This is a genomic window from Mycobacterium sp. E3247 (genome assembly GCF_001667785.1).
In the GTDB taxonomy this organism is placed as follows: Bacteria; Actinomycetota; Actinomycetes; order Mycobacteriales; family Mycobacteriaceae; genus Mycobacterium.
Genome location: NZ_LZJG01000537.1, coordinates 1 through 14,115, shown reverse-complemented (window position 1 = coordinate 14,115; position 14,115 = coordinate 1). Strand labels below are relative to the sequence as shown.

Annotated in this window: 16 protein-coding genes and 3 pseudogenes; 12 read left to right on the top strand and 7 right to left on the bottom strand. The window is 62.1% G+C overall.

What is annotated here, in order from left to right; all coding sequences use genetic code 11:
• Nucleotides 1-47 precede the first annotated feature (47 nt).
• The gene (locus A9X04_RS27255) at nt 48-647 is read right to left on the bottom strand and encodes a TetR/AcrR family transcriptional regulator (RefSeq protein ID WP_067927671.1); all 600 of its coding nucleotides are present in this window, start codon (nt 645-647) and stop codon (nt 48-50) included.
• Between the two features lie 72 nt (nt 648-719).
• Between A9X04_RS27255 and A9X04_RS27250 the strand changes: the two genes are divergently transcribed.
• The 8 genes and pseudogenes from A9X04_RS27250 to A9X04_RS30670 form a co-directional block, all read left to right on the top strand.
• The gene (locus tag A9X04_RS27250; RefSeq protein ID WP_231985830.1) at nt 720-2,135 is read left to right on the top strand and encodes an AarF/ABC1/UbiB kinase family protein; all 1,416 of its coding nucleotides are present in this window, start codon (nt 720-722) and stop codon (nt 2,133-2,135) included.
• Nucleotides 2,122-3,321 carry a cytochrome P450 gene (locus A9X04_RS27245; RefSeq protein ID WP_067927670.1) on the top strand — a complete coding sequence of 400 codons (1,200 nt, stop codon included), beginning with the start codon at nt 2,122-2,124 and terminating at the stop codon, nt 3,319-3,321. Before A9X04_RS27250 ends, A9X04_RS27245 begins: the two co-directional genes overlap by 14 nt.
• A gap of 148 nt (nt 3,322-3,469) precedes the next feature.
• Nucleotides 3,470-4,075 (top strand): TIGR03086 family metal-binding protein, encoded by a 606-nt coding sequence (locus A9X04_RS27240; RefSeq protein ID WP_067927668.1) that lies wholly within the window; start codon nt 3,470-3,472, stop codon nt 4,073-4,075.
• A 45-nt stretch (nt 4,076-4,120) separates the two neighbouring features.
• The gene (locus A9X04_RS27235; protein ID WP_231985829.1) at nt 4,121-4,513 is read left to right on the top strand and encodes a hypothetical protein; all 393 of its coding nucleotides are present in this window, start codon (nt 4,121-4,123) and stop codon (nt 4,511-4,513) included.
• Between the two features lie 102 nt (nt 4,514-4,615).
• Complete coding sequence (locus A9X04_RS31185; protein ID WP_197509441.1) at nt 4,616-5,101, top strand: hypothetical protein; 486 nt, start codon at nt 4,616-4,618, stop codon at nt 5,099-5,101.
• Between the two features lie 530 nt (nt 5,102-5,631).
• Nucleotides 5,632-6,036 (top strand): hypothetical protein, encoded by a 405-nt coding sequence (locus A9X04_RS30675; RefSeq protein WP_156764560.1) that lies wholly within the window; start codon nt 5,632-5,634, stop codon nt 6,034-6,036.
• 108 nt (nt 6,037-6,144) lie between these two features.
• Nucleotides 6,145-6,510, top strand: a complete 366-nt coding sequence (locus A9X04_RS30095; protein ID WP_197509439.1) for a DUF732 domain-containing protein — start codon at nt 6,145-6,147, stop codon at nt 6,508-6,510.
• A gap of 84 nt (nt 6,511-6,594) precedes the next feature.
• Nucleotides 6,595-6,717: pseudogene (locus tag A9X04_RS30670) on the top strand (IS3 family transposase); the annotation flags it as partial.
• 82 nt (nt 6,718-6,799) lie between these two features.
• On the opposite strand, the gene A9X04_RS27230 reads toward A9X04_RS30670, so the two are convergent.
• Entirely contained in the window at nt 6,800-7,153 is a 354-nt protein-coding gene (locus A9X04_RS27230; RefSeq protein WP_197509437.1) for a DUF4189 domain-containing protein, read from the bottom strand.
• 731 nt (nt 7,154-7,884) lie between these two features.
• Here A9X04_RS27230 and A9X04_RS30085 point away from each other — a divergent pair.
• Nucleotides 7,885-8,295 (top strand): GNAT family N-acetyltransferase, encoded by a 411-nt coding sequence (locus A9X04_RS30085; protein ID WP_197509436.1) that lies wholly within the window; start codon nt 7,885-7,887, stop codon nt 8,293-8,295.
• A gap of 215 nt (nt 8,296-8,510) precedes the next feature.
• Here A9X04_RS30085 and A9X04_RS27215 read toward each other — a convergent pair whose 3' ends face one another.
• The 5 genes and pseudogenes from A9X04_RS27215 to A9X04_RS27195 form a co-directional block, all read right to left on the bottom strand.
• Nucleotides 8,511-9,032: a DinB family protein gene (locus A9X04_RS27215; RefSeq protein WP_067927802.1), complete on the bottom strand. Its 522-nt coding sequence runs from the start codon at nt 9,030-9,032 to the stop codon at nt 8,511-8,513.
• A 418-nt stretch (nt 9,033-9,450) separates the two neighbouring features.
• A pseudogene (locus A9X04_RS30665) lies at nt 9,451-9,591 on the bottom strand (IS3 family transposase); the annotation flags it as partial.
• A gap of 147 nt (nt 9,592-9,738) precedes the next feature.
• Nucleotides 9,739-10,680 carry an NADP-dependent oxidoreductase gene (locus A9X04_RS27205; protein WP_067927652.1) on the bottom strand — a complete coding sequence of 314 codons (942 nt, stop codon included), beginning with the start codon at nt 10,678-10,680 and terminating at the stop codon, nt 9,739-9,741.
• A gap of 29 nt (nt 10,681-10,709) precedes the next feature.
• Nucleotides 10,710-11,627 (bottom strand): alpha/beta hydrolase, encoded by a 918-nt coding sequence (locus tag A9X04_RS27200; RefSeq protein ID WP_082975285.1) that lies wholly within the window; start codon nt 11,625-11,627, stop codon nt 10,710-10,712.
• A 60-nt stretch (nt 11,628-11,687) separates the two neighbouring features.
• Entirely contained in the window at nt 11,688-12,506 is an 819-nt protein-coding gene (locus tag A9X04_RS27195) for an SDR family oxidoreductase (protein WP_067927638.1), read from the bottom strand.
• A 169-nt stretch (nt 12,507-12,675) separates the two neighbouring features.
• Between A9X04_RS27195 and A9X04_RS27190 the strand changes: the two genes are divergently transcribed.
• The 3 genes and pseudogenes from A9X04_RS27190 to A9X04_RS31180 all read left to right on the top strand — a co-directional run bounded on the left by A9X04_RS27190 (nt 12,676) and on the right by A9X04_RS31180 (nt 13,740).
• The gene (locus A9X04_RS27190) at nt 12,676-13,209 is read left to right on the top strand and encodes a TetR/AcrR family transcriptional regulator (protein ID WP_231985828.1); all 534 of its coding nucleotides are present in this window, start codon (nt 12,676-12,678) and stop codon (nt 13,207-13,209) included.
• 121 nt (nt 13,210-13,330) lie between these two features.
• Nucleotides 13,331-13,453, top strand: a pseudogene (locus tag A9X04_RS32480) (hypothetical protein); the annotation flags it as partial.
• A gap of 149 nt (nt 13,454-13,602) precedes the next feature.
• A complete protein-coding gene (locus A9X04_RS31180; protein WP_197509434.1) occupies nt 13,603-13,740 on the top strand; it encodes a hypothetical protein in 138 nt (45 codons plus the stop codon).
• Nucleotides 13,741-14,115 lie beyond the last annotated feature (375 nt).

The following is a 14,115-nucleotide window of genomic DNA, read 5'->3' as shown; positions in this document are numbered from 1 at the left end:
CCCCGTTGGGACCAACGTCAAAATGCAGTGTGGGGGTCTTTGGGCGTCTATTGGAGTGCGGCAATGCGGGTTTCGAAGATTGCTGTCCATTCGGCGAGGTAGTGATCGTCGGGGACGCTTGCATTGGATTGGTGGAACAGGCTTGTGGCAAAGCGTGTCCCGAGGATGCTGTTGACGCCGAGCGCGGCCAGGACGGTGCGATCCTGGGGCGTCAGTGTTGGCGCCCAGGTGGTGAGCCAGTCGGCGAGTTCGGCGTTGAGTCCATCGATGAGGGCGGCGTAGGCGGTGTCGAGGCGGGCAGATTGGCCCGCGGGTGTGCGGGCGGCGATCTGCAGTAGTTGGATTTCTTCGTCGATCACACTGAGCAGGTAGCGGCCCAGCACGGTCAGTTCGGCGCGCAGGTCGCCGAGTCCGGCGAACAGTGCGCGGATGTCGCGCATGGCGCGGCGCCGGTCGAGCTGGCGGTCGATTCCGGCGTCGAGCAATGCGTCCTTGGACTTGAAGTGGCGATAGAGGGCGCCTGAGCCCGCGGCCAAGCCGGCGGCGGATTCGATTTGGGAGACGCTGGTGGCTTCAAACCCCTTGGCGCTGAACAGCCGCATCGCTTCGGTGACTAGCCGTTCGCGGGTCGACACCGGTGCAGTCATTGACCTCTCCAAAGTGATCACTTACATTTAGCAAGAGTCTACTACACTGGTTGAAGCGGAGGGGATGGCCAGATGGCGCAGCGCGACAAGGCGGTGCCGAACGGGCGTCTCCGGCGCGCTATGCCCTTGGCCGGATTCACTGCCCGCGCCGCCGGCGGGCGGTTGATCGCCGGATTGCGAGAACGCACCGGTGATGACGGTGCGGTCGAGCGGTTTCACGAGCGCACCGCCGAGCGTTACACCGAACTGCTGGGCCATTCCAAGGGCGTGTTGATGAAAGCCGGACAAATCTTGTCGATGGTCGACGCCCGGGCCGTGGGCACCGGGGGATATTGGCCTTATCAGAAGGCCCTGGCCCGGCTGCAGGCTGAGGCACCTCCGATGCATCCATCGCTCGTTCGGAAGATGCTCTATCAGGAACTGGGCTCTGGTGTACGGCTTTTCGCGGAATTCTCTGATGAGCCGATGGCCGCGGCGTCGGTCGGGCAAGTGCACCGGGCGGTGTTGTCAGACAGCCGCGACGTTGTGGTCAAAATCCAGTATCCCGGTGTGGCCCAGGCAATCCGAGACGACCTGGCCAATACCGAGTTGCTGGCTACGTTCTTGCGGTTTGTCACCGCGGCATCAGGGGTCAAGGGGGACGTTCGATCTCTCGCGCGGGAGGCCGCGGCGCGCATTGGCGAGGAGGTCGACTATCGCCACGAAGCAGCCAGCGTCGCCCGGTTCGGCGAGCTCTATCGCGGGCATCCGTTCATTCGTATCCCCGCTGTCATTCCCGAAGCTTCTAGCGACCGCGTGCTGACCATGACCTATCTGGATGGCATCGATTACCCAGAAGCGCAACGTGCCGACCAAGGCCTGAAAGACACGTGGGCCGAGGTGATCACACGGTTCATCAACGGCAACTACCGCCATGCGAACCTGGTGCATGCTGATCCCCATCCAGGTAACTACCGCTTCAGTGCCGACGGTCGCGTGGGTTTCCTGGATTTCGGTTGCGTCCAAAGCATCCCCGAGAAGGAGCGGCAACTTTGGGTCGCCGCAGTCCGCGCTTCGCTGGAGGAGCGCAAGGACGATTTCCGCGAGCTGTTGATCCAGCTGGGGATGCTCCCCGCAGAGGCGCCGTTGAACGCCGCGGATCTGCAGCAATGGATTAGCGACACCGCACCCGGCGGTACGACCACACGCGAGCCAGTGACCTTCACAGCCGACGCGACGACCCGGACGATCCGCGGGATGTTCGACGTCCGCGACTCCAACCACCCGGTGGCTCACTTAACCCCTCCCCCATGGTTGGTCTTCATCAATCGGATCCAACTCGCCTGGTGCAGTGTGGCCGTCGGCTTGCAGGCGACGATGCCGGCCCGTGCCATCATGGACGACCTCGACGGTGTCGCTGAGCCGATCACTGAGCTAGGCAAGATGCACCACGCGTGGGTGCGCGAGCGCGGTCTTCCGTCCGGGCTGGATCATCATGACCACCTCTGACGCCCAAGCCGCGGTGCGCCTGCCCTGGGATCCCGCCAACCCCTACCCGTTCTACGAAGCGTGTCGTCGAAAAGGCGACGTAGTCTGGAACGACACCGCGGCAGCATGGCTGATCCTGGGCTACCGCCCTGCGCGACACATTCTGGCCGGGCCCGGCTGGACCAGCGACCCGCTGGCCAACCCCAACACCCCCGGCGCCTTACGGGCAACGGATCCAGACACCCTGCGCCACAACATGTTATTCACAGATGGCTTCGACCACCAGCGGCTCCGCGGGGCGGTGCGAGACTTCTTCACCCGCAAGTTCATTGCCGGCCTGCGCGACGGCATCGTCACAATCGCTGCGGACACGATCGACTCCATTCCCGCCGGAGTCGAGCTCGACTTCATGGCCGACATCGCGTTGCCGCTACCGATCGCAGTCGCGGCAGCCTGGATGGGACTAGATATCGCGGCCGCCCGGTTGCTCCGCGAGGAGTCCCCGGCAATTACCCGAATGCTCGCCGACTCCACTGATCCTGCGGCCATCGAAGACGGCACCGATGCCGTTGCTTCGCTACTGACTGAATTTCTTCCCCTGGCCGCCGATCGCCGGCGCCATCCCGGTGATGACTTGCTCAGCGTCATCGCGGCCGACACCGACCTCGAACTCGACGACGTCGTCACCACCGCCATCATCATCGCGATCGCCGGTCACGAAACCACCGCAAACCTGCTGGGCTCGGCAATGATTCGCCTTCTCATCCCTCATTCTGACGGGACTCGGCCCCTTGACGCCATCACCACCGTCGACGATTCGTTGATCACCGAGCTGCTGCGCCTTGACGGCCCCGTCCAAGCCGTGGCGCGTACCGCCACCCAGGATCACGTCTTCGGTGACGTCACCATCCGCGCCGGCGTACCCGCTCAGGTCGTACTTGCCGCCGCCAATCGTGATCCCGCCGTTTTCAACGAACCCGATCAACTGGGTACGGACCGGCCCGGACCCGCACCGCTCACCTTCGGTCATGGGGCCCACTACTGCTTGGGAGCGCCATTGGCCCGCCTCCAAACCGCCATAACCCTCCAACAACTGCTGGCACGCCAACCCGCGCTCTGCGGGGACCCGACGTGGCGAGACAACCCAGCCATCCGCGGACCCCAGACACTCCCCTGCACGTTCCAGGTCCCTGTTGCGGGTTGCTGAGCAGCGCTCCCGCGGCGCCCACTACTGCCTGGGGCACGCACGATTGGCCGTCGCCACACTTGCGCAGGAGCCGAATCGCACCTTAGATTTCTCTTACTTTCTTCTTAAGTTTCTTACCTGAGTCGCCCTGCCGAGAGAAGATCCACAAATGCCCTTCGCTGACCAGGCGCACCTCGCCCGCGCCGCGCACGCCGTCGATGACCTCCTCGCGCACCTCGCCGGCGACCAGTGGATGGCTCCCACCCCGTGCACCGGATGGAGCGTTGCCCGGGTCGCCCAGCACCTCGTTGATGTGAACTTCGAGTTCGCCCAGCAACTCGACCCAGTCGGTACTCAAACTGTCACCAGCGCAAGCACATCCGGTGATCTCCTCGGCAGGTACCGTCGCTCAACAGAAACCTTGCAGCAAGCGCTGATCGGCGCGGGTGACCCAGCTGTCGATATTCCGGCGCAAATGCGCAGCCGGGTCGCCCTTCGTGTGGCCGATCTGCTGATCCACGGCTGGGACATCGCGGTGGCCACCGGCATACCGTTGCATTTGGAGGAGGATCTGTGCGTGGAGACCCTGGCTTTCGCCGAGAGCCGCTCAGCGGCCCTACAGCGCAGCGGCGAATTCGCGCCACCTCAACCAATCGATAAACACGCCCCTGCCATTGACCAATTGGCCGCCCTATCCGGCCGCACTCCGCCAAGCCCGCGAGAACACGTCCGCTCACCAAGCACTCCGAACGAACAGCCTGAGCCGCACTGGTGAAGTAGCAGAAGTGATGGTGGCGCTGCGTGGCGGACAATGGGCATTATGAGCGAGACGAACGGTCCGATAATTGACTCGTCAGCGCAGCCTATGTGGAAGCGCACCGGCTACAAATTCTTCCCGTACGCGGCACAGCAGTCGGGCCAGTGGTGGGTACTGCGTTTCAATTACGACTTCCCAGAGCACGCCATGTACACGTTATTTGTCGACGGCCAGGCCACTGTGGATGTCACCGGCGATGGCAGTCACTGCATCCCGCTCGTAGCCAGCGTCGGCGAACTCAAACCTTTCGATTCCGATGCCGATGAGCCTGTCTTGGCGCCTGAACTGGCGGAAGCCGCGGTGTCTGCAGTGGCCCAATATGTCTTCTACGGCAGTGAATTCAACGATCCCTGTGACTGGTGCGCTAGCTTAGCTGCCCAAGACCCCATGACCTAACTTCGCTGGGGCCGCGTGGGAGACGTTGTGCGAAACGGTTGTAGTTGGCGGGTCGGCACCGCATCCGATGTCGCATGGATTAACACGGGGACGTCGGTCGGCTTGACGATCACCGCGGGGATTCCGGCTGTGTTTGAGGACTATGCGACAGTGATCCTGCCCGGAAAGGGTTCAGATCAGGCGCAGCGTGATCGGGCTCTAATCGCGGTTCTCAAGAGCCAGTCGACAGATCAGCGATGGTGGCTGGGATATCTGGATCGCGGTGGGTGCGACGTGGTCTTTCCCGGCGCGCCCACGGTTTCCGTGTACGTGGGCTGGCCCTACGTGTTGGTGCAAGCCGGCCCAGGCCAAGCTGTCAACTGGCGCCGAGCCGGCACTACCCAAGCCAGCCCGTACGTCCTACCTGACTTGATGTTTCCCGCGGACCGGTCCTGGCTGGTCTCGACTCTGTGGGACGACGACTGGAGTTGTGTCGGCGGATCAGTTGCGCTCGTCGACGCGCTGCTGAACCACCCGGATCTGCGATCCCATGCGCGACGGGTACGCCTCGGCGACGACGCGACACCACCGGGGCATCGAGTGATCTAATGCAAGCCAGCGTAGACCCGCCGCTGGGGAATACACCAGAATTGAATATGGAGGGTTACCAGTAAACCTCGCTATGTTCGTTATCACGCTGTGGGCCAGTACTTTTCACGGGCGATCCGACTGAGCCTCACCGGCCACACCAAGTCGATTTGGCCAAATCGCCCCGAGGTCAACGGTTTTTGATCGATTGCGCCAGATTGCATGGCCTCCTTCCGTGGAGACCGCCGCGACAAGCGCCCCCGGTTCTTATAACGCCGCCGCCTTACCCCGGAGCTATCCGGGCGGTACATCCCTTTCGATTCCAACAACCTCACGTAATTCTTCTCAATGGTCAGACTGTCACTGGACCACTCGGAGAACACGCAACTTCGGCATGTGTGACCAAAGCCCTCTCCTTTGAGGTCATTCGCAGGTATTTGCTGATGTTCGGAAGTTCCATGCTCAGGTGAGTTGGGGCTCTGGGCTGGGATAGTGCCCTACGGCCCCTGATCGCGGGCAGGGATTGCGATGAGAAAAATGGGGAGGATGTCATGATCAAGTTTCTGGGCATCACCGGCGTTATCACCACCAGCCTGACCCTGTCACTCCTGGCTGCGCCCCCAGCTAATGCTGTCGAATGCTTTCTGCCGAACTGCTACGCAGCGATTACGGTTACGGGTGCGGATGCGGAGCACCACATTTGGGCCTATAGGGCGTTTAACTACCCGTCAAGTAAAGCAGCCCTCGACGCCTCGCTTACAGGGTGTTTTAAATTGCCGAACGGACTCTATTGTAGCTTGATTGCCGAAAAAGCTGGGCTGGGGTGCGTCGCAGTGGCGAACGACCGCACGACCGGAGAAGGGCCGACAGAAGACGTCGCATTCCAAGACGCGACGAGAAATGGCGGCACTCCATGGCTCGCAGCCTGCAACACCGGAGGTCCGGCTGAGGGATGAAAAGTAGCCTGGCCGTTAGATGGAGTAGTTAATGATGAGGAAAATCGGGTCGGGAATGTCAAATGCGACAGTTGTAAGGGCCGGGAAGGCGGCCTCATGAGAAGCGCAATGAGAGCCATGCTCGTCTGTGTTTTATCTGGCTCATTTATTGGCGCTTCACTTTTCGGTTTGGGGTTGGCGCGCTCTCACGCAGACACAGAAGCTGCTTATCTGTCTCTAGTTAAGCGTGTTGCGGTGACAAGATTGCCCGGTGATGCGACACTACTTAAATTGGGGCATGGCGTGTGCAATTTCTTGAGTAAAGACGAGTACCATAACTTTGACGGTGTTTCGGGATCCGCGGATGGGGTTATGGAATATCTAGATGGGACACAGAAAGATAGAGGACATGACTCCGGGGTTATTGTTTATGCCGCTGCCAAATATTTGTGCCCCGAAAACCTTGCTCTCGTGGAGAGGTGGCGCGATGGTTAGCTAAGGTGCCCTGACCCCGTTCGGCTGATCCATGGCTTATGAGAGTCTTGCAGCCCACGACGTGGGCAGGGAAGGCTCAACAGGATCATAGCGACGAGGAAGCGGCATAGCCCGGAGCAGGTTGTGCGCAAGCTGATGGCGGCCGATCGGCTCTTGGCCGAGGGCAAGGACACCGCGGCGGTGTGCCGCGAACTGGGTGTCTCCGAGGCCGCTTCCGACACTCTTCAACACAGAAACTGCGCTCCTCAAGTGAACGGTATTCGGGCTAGTGGGGATCGGCGCCCAGCAGTTACGTCGAGCACTTCTCTATAAAAATGCTGCCGCCGTTGTTCTGCGCAAGGGCGTCCTGCTCGGCCTCCTCGATCGTCGCGCCGGTCCCGCCGTGCCAACGACCGTTAGTAGACCACAAGACGGCGAGTGCGGCACAGCCGTTCTTGCTCACCGCCGCCATTTTGCATTCGGTGCCGCCGTTCCGGACGCACATGTCGTTTGCGGCTGCCATGGCAGCTTCCTTCGTCGGGACGTTGTTGGCGTAACCGTAGGCGGTGTTACCGACGGTGCTCGCCCGTGAGTAGTAAATCGCGACCCATGTGTCCGCGGCATGGGCGGGTACCACAGTGAATGCCGCCATCGCGCCGGCCATCCCCGTGCCTCCGGCGACCTGCGTCGCGAGTCGCTTAATAGACATTCCGACTCCTCCCACCTATTACCGGGCGAGCCTGCGGCATCGCCAATGTATGTGGATGACACTAAACTTCAGCAAAAATCGCTGATGGAGCCCAATGGCACGAGTCTGTGGGGCCGAAAGTCCTTGTATGCGAGAGCCCCGGAGGCGAGTTGCTCTCAACGCCGCTGTCAATCAACGGCAGCCGGCAAGGTCAGCGTGAATGTCGTTCCTGTTATCCCGCCGTACTCGCAGATCGACTGTGCCCGTATGTCGTATCAGCGCCTTACCCGCGCGAAGAGTGCTGCGTCACCACGCCGCCGGTGTCGGCTGCCAGGTGAATGGGGCCACTTCAGGGCTGGGTTTGCCATGAGGATGGGACCCACCTGATTGCCATTGATGGGAACCACATGGCTGCGCAGCTTATCGGAGTGTTTCGATGCGCATGGTCAGGAGGGCTATCCATTCGGTGAGTCGGGGACGCGCGTGTTGGGCTGGTTGAAGACGTCCCAACCGAGGACGCCGCGCGATGAAGGCCTGTCCGGCGTGGTGCGGGGCCGCCGACATCGCACCACGATCCTCCCGCGCGAAGAAAATCGAGGCCGCCTTCAGAATCTCGTTGGCCTCCTTGAGATCTCGCATCTCCCGCTCGAGGAATGCCCATCGCTTCACGGCGCTGTTGCGGGTTTGATGTGTGGTTTCATGGGTGCGTGGATTATGCGCGTTTCTCGCGAACACACCTGGACGGCGTTCTTCGGCTCTGCGCGGCCCAGGGCTGGACATCATTTACCGCAGATCCAGCGCGCGCCGCGCGAGTCTTGACAGCTCCCGGCGTAACCACAGTCGTTGCCCTCGACGACGGAGTCGTGGTCGGATTCGCCGAACTGTTCAGCGACGGCGAGATACAGGCCTACCTCGCCACTCTGGCCGTCGACGAAACTCGCCGCGGCAAAGGGATCGGCCGCACACTGGTGACCGAAGCGCTGCGGTTAGCCGGAGGCGAACGCATCGACGCGCTCAGTGAAGACGATGCGCTCGACTTCTACCGTGCCTTCCCACACTTGGAAAAGCCCGGAATCCGTCTCTACCCATTCCGTCAAAGAGACACCAAAAACGTCTAATCCACACCGGGTTCGGGTGGCAATCCCCGTGCATCGCAAGGACACGTCACCGACCATCGACGATGCCGATCGCGACGATGGCCAGGATCAAGCGAGTGCGCCGGCCTCGGCTTCGCTGCCGATCACAGCCATCGTCGAACTAAAACATCGAGAGTGCCCAGTACAATCAAACCCGCGTGTCCCAAGCCGGCGACGCCTCAACCATGAAGCCGGCATCAAGCCCCGAGACGGTTCACAATTTGGCGGCGCATGTCACAGAGGTGGTGTTGCACATCGTGGACAGTGTGGACTGCGAGCCACCTGAGTGAGCGTGTGTGGGTCTCGGGATAGTTGTAGACGACGGTGCGGTCCCAGTCCTCAGCTGTCACTCTTGCTAGAACGTTGGTGAACAATGCGGCTGCATCGAGGAGCTGGCGCGCGACGTCGTCGGGGTCTTGCTCGTTGTAGCCGTCGTGCTCAACGCGTTCTTCGCGGCCCATCGGTGGACACTCTGCGCCGTCGGTGCGGCGACCGGCGAGGGCTCGTTCGCGCTGGACGAGAAGCACATCGCGTATATGGCAGCCGTATTCCAGCGGTGACCATGTTGCGGGATCAGGGCGGCGCCGTAGGTCGATCGCATCGCTTTGCAGGATTGCGGCGACCTGGCCGGCAAGCTGTCGAATGCTCTCACGCGCACTCAGAGCCTGATCGAGCTCATAGGTGAAATCGCAGTCTGCGCAGTAATCCGTCACACTCAACATCCTCTCAGCCGATCACGACGACCGCCCTAACGGCGGGTCGACTCCGGCACTCAACCCGGCTGAGCGGCACCCCAGGATCTGTTCGACGGCTTAGTGAGGGCGCCGTCCGAGGATCCGCTCCGGCTGCGCCGGACGACCAATCCGTCGGGGTGCACGAGAACCGCCCCTTCCTAGCGGATTTCGCAGGACGGCGGCCGATACACGGTGCCGAACTCGACGCCGAAATGACTGCCGAGGCGTCCTCTCCCCCGCTCGGCGTCCTCGGCACTGAGGTCACTGCTCGCCGGGCAGTAATACGCCGTGCGGACACGGGACGCACCCCTACCCCCCAGCGGGAGATGCGCGATTCCTACCGGAGCAATACGGCGGAAACGAATACGGCGGGTTACCAGCAGAACCCCTGCATATTGCATCAGCGATACCACGTCGACTCAGCGATCTCCGGGTGCCGGCAAACCTCGGGCAGTTCCTGACCCGACGCCAGGAGCTTGTTGCCCTCGGTGGGCTTGCGGATGATCTGATCCGCCGTATGCCGCCGCCGCTTGCTCGATGCCATGTCGTTGTCGATTCTTCCTTGCCCGAACACCGGGCAACAGAGTCGAACAACGACTGGACCAGGCCCACCTCCTCATGGTCATCCATGCTGTCGCTGTTAGGTCGCAGACGTCGGATGTGGGGCGCCTGGTGTTGCTGGCTGGCTGGCTCAGCCAGGCACAATGATGAGCTTGCCCCGCTTGGCGAATCCGTTTTGTTCGAGTTGCGTAAGGGCTGAGATTGCTTGCGATAGTGGCACCGTTTTGGCGATGGGTAGCCGCAGCACCCCTTCGCCGGCGGCTCTCGCGACCGCCTCGATATCGGTTGTGACTGCCTTGGCGATCACGACGTGGAATGGGCCAGGCAGGGCGCTCCTGAGCATGTTCGCTGGACTCGGCTTGACGCTGATGATACGGCCGTTGGGTGTCAACATCTTTCGGGCATATCTGACTGGTAACGTGCCGGCGGCGTCCAGGACGACATCGAATCGGCGTGTGAGGGCGGTGGGATCGAAGTCGAAGTCGACGATCGGATCGATACCGAGCTCGCGTGCCTCGTCCGCCGAGCCGGCCCGGCAGCTTCCCGCCACGGCCGCCCCGTGTGCCAACGCGAGTTGTACCGCCGAGCGGCCCACTCCCCCAAGGCTTCCGTGCACGAACACCGACTCACCATGCTGCAGCTTCCCTTCGTTGAACAGGGCTTGGTAGGCGGTCAGACCGACAGTGGGAATGGCGGCCGCCGCCTCGAATGTCAAGGCGGCGGGCTTCGTGACGACACCTTTTTCTTCGGCGACGACCATGTCGGCGAACGCGCCTGACCACTTGATCGGCGGTCCCCCGAGCACTTCGTCACCCACACGAAGCCGAGTCACGTCGTCACCGACAGCTTCGACGATGCCGGCGAAGTCGTAGCCCATCCCACGTGGGAAGGTTCGGCCGGTCACCATCTTCATCGCGCCGTTTCGGATCCCGAAGTCCATCGGGTTAGCAGCGGCCGCGCGCACCCGGACGAGAACATCGTCGGCGCCGAGTTTCCTGGGCTCGAAGCCTTCGAGCCGCATGACGTCCGGTCCACCGTAGCGGTGGTACTGAATTCGCTTCATCGTGGGCATGTGAGTTCTCCGATTAGTGGTGTCGTGTGTCAACGGGATAGGGGCATTGCCAGAACAGATTCGAGGAATGCCAACGTTCTGTAATGCAGCGGAGCCGCGTTGAAGTGAGCAGACCCGTGGTCGCCGCCGACGATCTCCACCAAGTCCGCCCGGACCCCCACGGCTGTGAGTGCGCGATGCAGGCGCCGGCTCTGCTCGATGCCGACGCGACGATCCCTGTCCCCGTGGGCGATCAGGAAAGGTGGCGCGCCGGGATGTGCCAGGCGGCACAGGTTTCCCCGCTCAACCACCTGCGGTTGGCTGGATGGCACGAATCCGAAGAAGCGCGCCAGCGTGCTGTCGGGACCGTGCATTCGTTCGATGGCGTCGGGGTGTGCGTCCTCATCGTGTTTGAGGAAATCGGTGGGTCCGTAGTGCTCCACGACAGCGGTCAGACCGCAGGACACTTCCGAGTAGGGTTCGTGGCTGCTCACCAGGTCGCTGTTGTCTCCGGCAAGCGCAACGGCGCTGATGAGGTAGGCGCCTGCGCTGGAACCGAAGCCCACGATGCGCTCAGAATCCAAGCTGTAGCGATCCGCGTTGGTCCGTACCCAGCGCACGGCCGTAGCGACATCTTGGATCGCGGCAGGAAAGACGGCCTCGCCGCTCAGCCGGTACTGGACCGACGCCACCGCCAGTCCAGCCTCGAGCAGAAATCGCCATGGGCCCATTTGCTTGATGCCGGTGAAAAAGCCTCCCGGATGTGCGTACACGATCACGGGAACCGGTGTGGCTGCAGGGTGGTGCGGGATGTGCAGATCCATGGTGAGTTGCCGAAATCCGATGCGAGTGGCGTACGGGCGATCCAAATAACTCGCTACCCGGGGGAAGACTTCGACCGGTGCCAGAGTGTCGAATTCGGGCCGGAGCACTGCCGAGAGCATTTCGTCAGGGATATCGACTGGCATGCCGGGAATGTGCAAGGGATGACTCCTCTCGAAATACTCTGCAGTAGAGGCTATTCCGCCTCATGGCCCATGCGGCGCGGTCTCGGTGAGAGCGCGGCCGAGCAGCCAGCCGAACATCTTGGCCGACAGGGATCGCGGAATCAGGTGTTTGACCAGAAGATCCGCAGTGCTGTTGGTGACGCCTGGGATGACGCGCGCCCGCGCGCCCAGGCTGTTCAACGCCACCTCGGCAACCTGCGACGCCGTCATTCTTGGGCCGCTGATCTTCTGGGGGTCAAGGCCAAAGGATTTTTCGGTGATTTCGGTCTTCGTCATCCCGGGCGAGAGGACCAGGACGTCGACGCCGTCTTTTTTCAGTTCGTAGTGCAACGCCTGGCCGAGTGAGGAGATGTACGCCTTGGCCGCGGCGTAGTTGGCCACGTAGGGCACGGCGCTGGCGTCGAGGCTGGACGCCACCAATACGATGGCTCCGCGACCCCGCCGGACGAAGGCATTGCCGAAAACGTAGGCCATCTGCAGTGGCACCACCGCATCAAGGGTGAGGACGTCGAGTTCGTAGGCAAGCGAACTGTTGACCAGTGGCCCTGCAGAAGAGATGCCGGCATTGGCCACCACTAACCCGATGTCGAGATTAGTGACCCGATGGGCCAATTCGTCCACTGCACCCTCGGCAAGTAAATCAAGGGCGAGCACGACACTGTCGGTGCCATGTGCTCGGGAGAGCTCGGTGGCTAAGGCGTCCAGACGGTCTTTGCGGCGCGCCACCAAGATGACGTTGACGCCCGCCGCACTGAGGTGGCGTGCGAATTGCTCTCCGATGCCTGAGGACGCCCCGGTCACGAGTGCGTACTGGCCGTAGGCTGCGCGAAGATCTTTCATCCGGTTCCTGTCTGCGCAGGGGTGGTATTCGGGCGCCGGCGGCACGGCACCAGGTGTCATCACACTACATCAGTACGGCACTTGGTGTCATCACTACGTCTTCGCGCTTTAGAATGCGGATATGAGTCGGTGGGAACCCAACGCGGCCCAGCGATTGGGAGCCGCGGCGGTGGAATTGTTCGCCGAGCGTGGATATGAAGATGTCACGGTCGTCGAGATCGCCGAGCGCGCGGGATTGACCAAACGGACGTTCTTCCGTCACTTCGCCGACAAACGCGAGATTCTATTCCGCGGCCAGGATGCCTACCAAGGCATGTTCGCCGACGCCATCGCCGGTGCGCCCGACGAAGCCGGCCCCATGGAAGCGATCGGGGCCGCACTGACCGCGTTCGCTGCCGGCTTCACAGACGACCGCCGCGAACTTGTGGCCAAACGTCAAGCCGTCATCGACGCCAATCCCGAACTCAAAGAGCGAGACCTGCTCAAAGCCGCCGCCCTGACAACGGCGATAGCTGACGCGCTGGTCGCGCGCGGGGTAAAACCGCCTGTTGCGAACCTGGCCGCCAACTTCGGCGCACTCGCCCTCGCCGATGCCTTCCAAAGTTGGCTGCAACCCGGAAATCGGAACTCCATGACCACGCTTGTCCAGCAAGCGCTCCGAGACCTCGACACCGCCGTAAAAGCGCTGCACAAAGGCCCCTGACAGGTATTAGCGCGGCGAATCCAAACGAGCATCACCGTGCCTCCCCTGAACTAGCCGAGATGGCCGCTGAACTACCCCGGGTTTTGTTCCGATACAACTGACCGGGACAGATCAAGTCGCTATGCGGCTTGGGGTTGGGGGGTCAGCGACGATCCGACTAAGCGCGCCAGCCCCAGATATGTGGAAGCTAGTCAGCGACGTCAGGCAGATCGGACGATTCAGCCCAGAAACCATCCGGGCCGAATGGCTCGAGGGTGCAACAGGTCCTCACTCCGGTGCGAAGTTCCGCGGTCGGGTCAAGCACAACGAAAAAGGACCCATCTACTGGACGTCGTGCATGATCACCCAGTGTGAGCCCTACGGGTATTCGCCTTCTCGGTGCGCTCACAGCCGATGGGACTTCCGATCGCACCCAAGAACGCTGTCTGCCTCACATGGCGCTACACGTTCGCACCCGACAGTGATGGAACGCTGGTCGCCGAGGAGACGTTGGCGCGGATCAAGACCGGTGTTCCCGAGGCGTCGGTATGATGAGTGGCATAAATCAGGGCCGCCGTGCGGCGAATATCCGCTGGCGCGGGAGGGGCGCCTGACGCCGCGCCGGCTGTCGATTACGAGCGGTGTGCGGCAACGGCTGATCGACACCAAGCAGGCGTCGTGGGACTGGTGGCGCAGTGAAGGCCGGATGTGCGAGTTCGAGTGTGCGTTGAAGGCTGGTGAGTCGGTTGTGCTGTCCGGGAGTGAGCGTGCGCGCGAGGGGTTGCCTTACGGTGGGGAGGGGCGTGCGCGGGAGGGGCGTGTTGGACGAGTTCGACCAGATCCGAGAGTGCTTCGGCGATGTGTGAGTGTGCCGGCGCAGGTGCGGCCTGGGATAGATCTCCTCTCTCGGATAGGTGACAATTTGCT

Excerpts from the sequence above, each read along its gene's own strand:
- A9X04_RS31180 (WP_197509434.1), top strand. The coding sequence starts at position 13,603 with ATGGGACTTCCGATCGCACCCAAGAACGCTGTCTGCCTCACATGGCGC.
- A9X04_RS27200 (WP_082975285.1), bottom strand. The coding sequence starts at position 11,627 with ATGCCAGTCGATATCCCTGACGAAATGCTCTCGGCAGTGCTCCGGCCC.
- A9X04_RS27255 (WP_067927671.1), bottom strand. The coding sequence starts at position 647 with ATGACTGCACCGGTGTCGACCCGCGAACGGCTAGTCACCGAAGCGATG.
- A9X04_RS27195 (WP_067927638.1), bottom strand. The coding sequence starts at position 12,506 with ATGAAAGATCTTCGCGCAGCCTACGGCCAGTACGCACTCGTGACCGGG.
- A9X04_RS27250 (WP_231985830.1), top strand. The coding sequence starts at position 720 with ATGGCGCAGCGCGACAAGGCGGTGCCGAACGGGCGTCTCCGGCGCGCT.
- A9X04_RS27235 (WP_231985829.1), top strand. The coding sequence starts at position 4,121 with ATGAGCGAGACGAACGGTCCGATAATTGACTCGTCAGCGCAGCCTATG.
- A9X04_RS27245 (WP_067927670.1), top strand. The coding sequence starts at position 2,122 with ATGACCACCTCTGACGCCCAAGCCGCGGTGCGCCTGCCCTGGGATCCC.
- A9X04_RS30675 (WP_156764560.1), top strand. The coding sequence starts at position 5,632 with ATGATCAAGTTTCTGGGCATCACCGGCGTTATCACCACCAGCCTGACC.
- A9X04_RS27205 (WP_067927652.1), bottom strand. The coding sequence starts at position 10,680 with ATGCCCACGATGAAGCGAATTCAGTACCACCGCTACGGTGGACCGGAC.
- A9X04_RS27240 (WP_067927668.1), top strand. The coding sequence starts at position 3,470 with ATGCCCTTCGCTGACCAGGCGCACCTCGCCCGCGCCGCGCACGCCGTC.
- A9X04_RS30095 (WP_197509439.1), top strand. The coding sequence starts at position 6,145 with ATGAGAGCCATGCTCGTCTGTGTTTTATCTGGCTCATTTATTGGCGCT.
- A9X04_RS27230 (WP_197509437.1), bottom strand. The coding sequence starts at position 7,153 with ATGGCCGGCGCGATGGCGGCATTCACTGTGGTACCCGCCCATGCCGCG.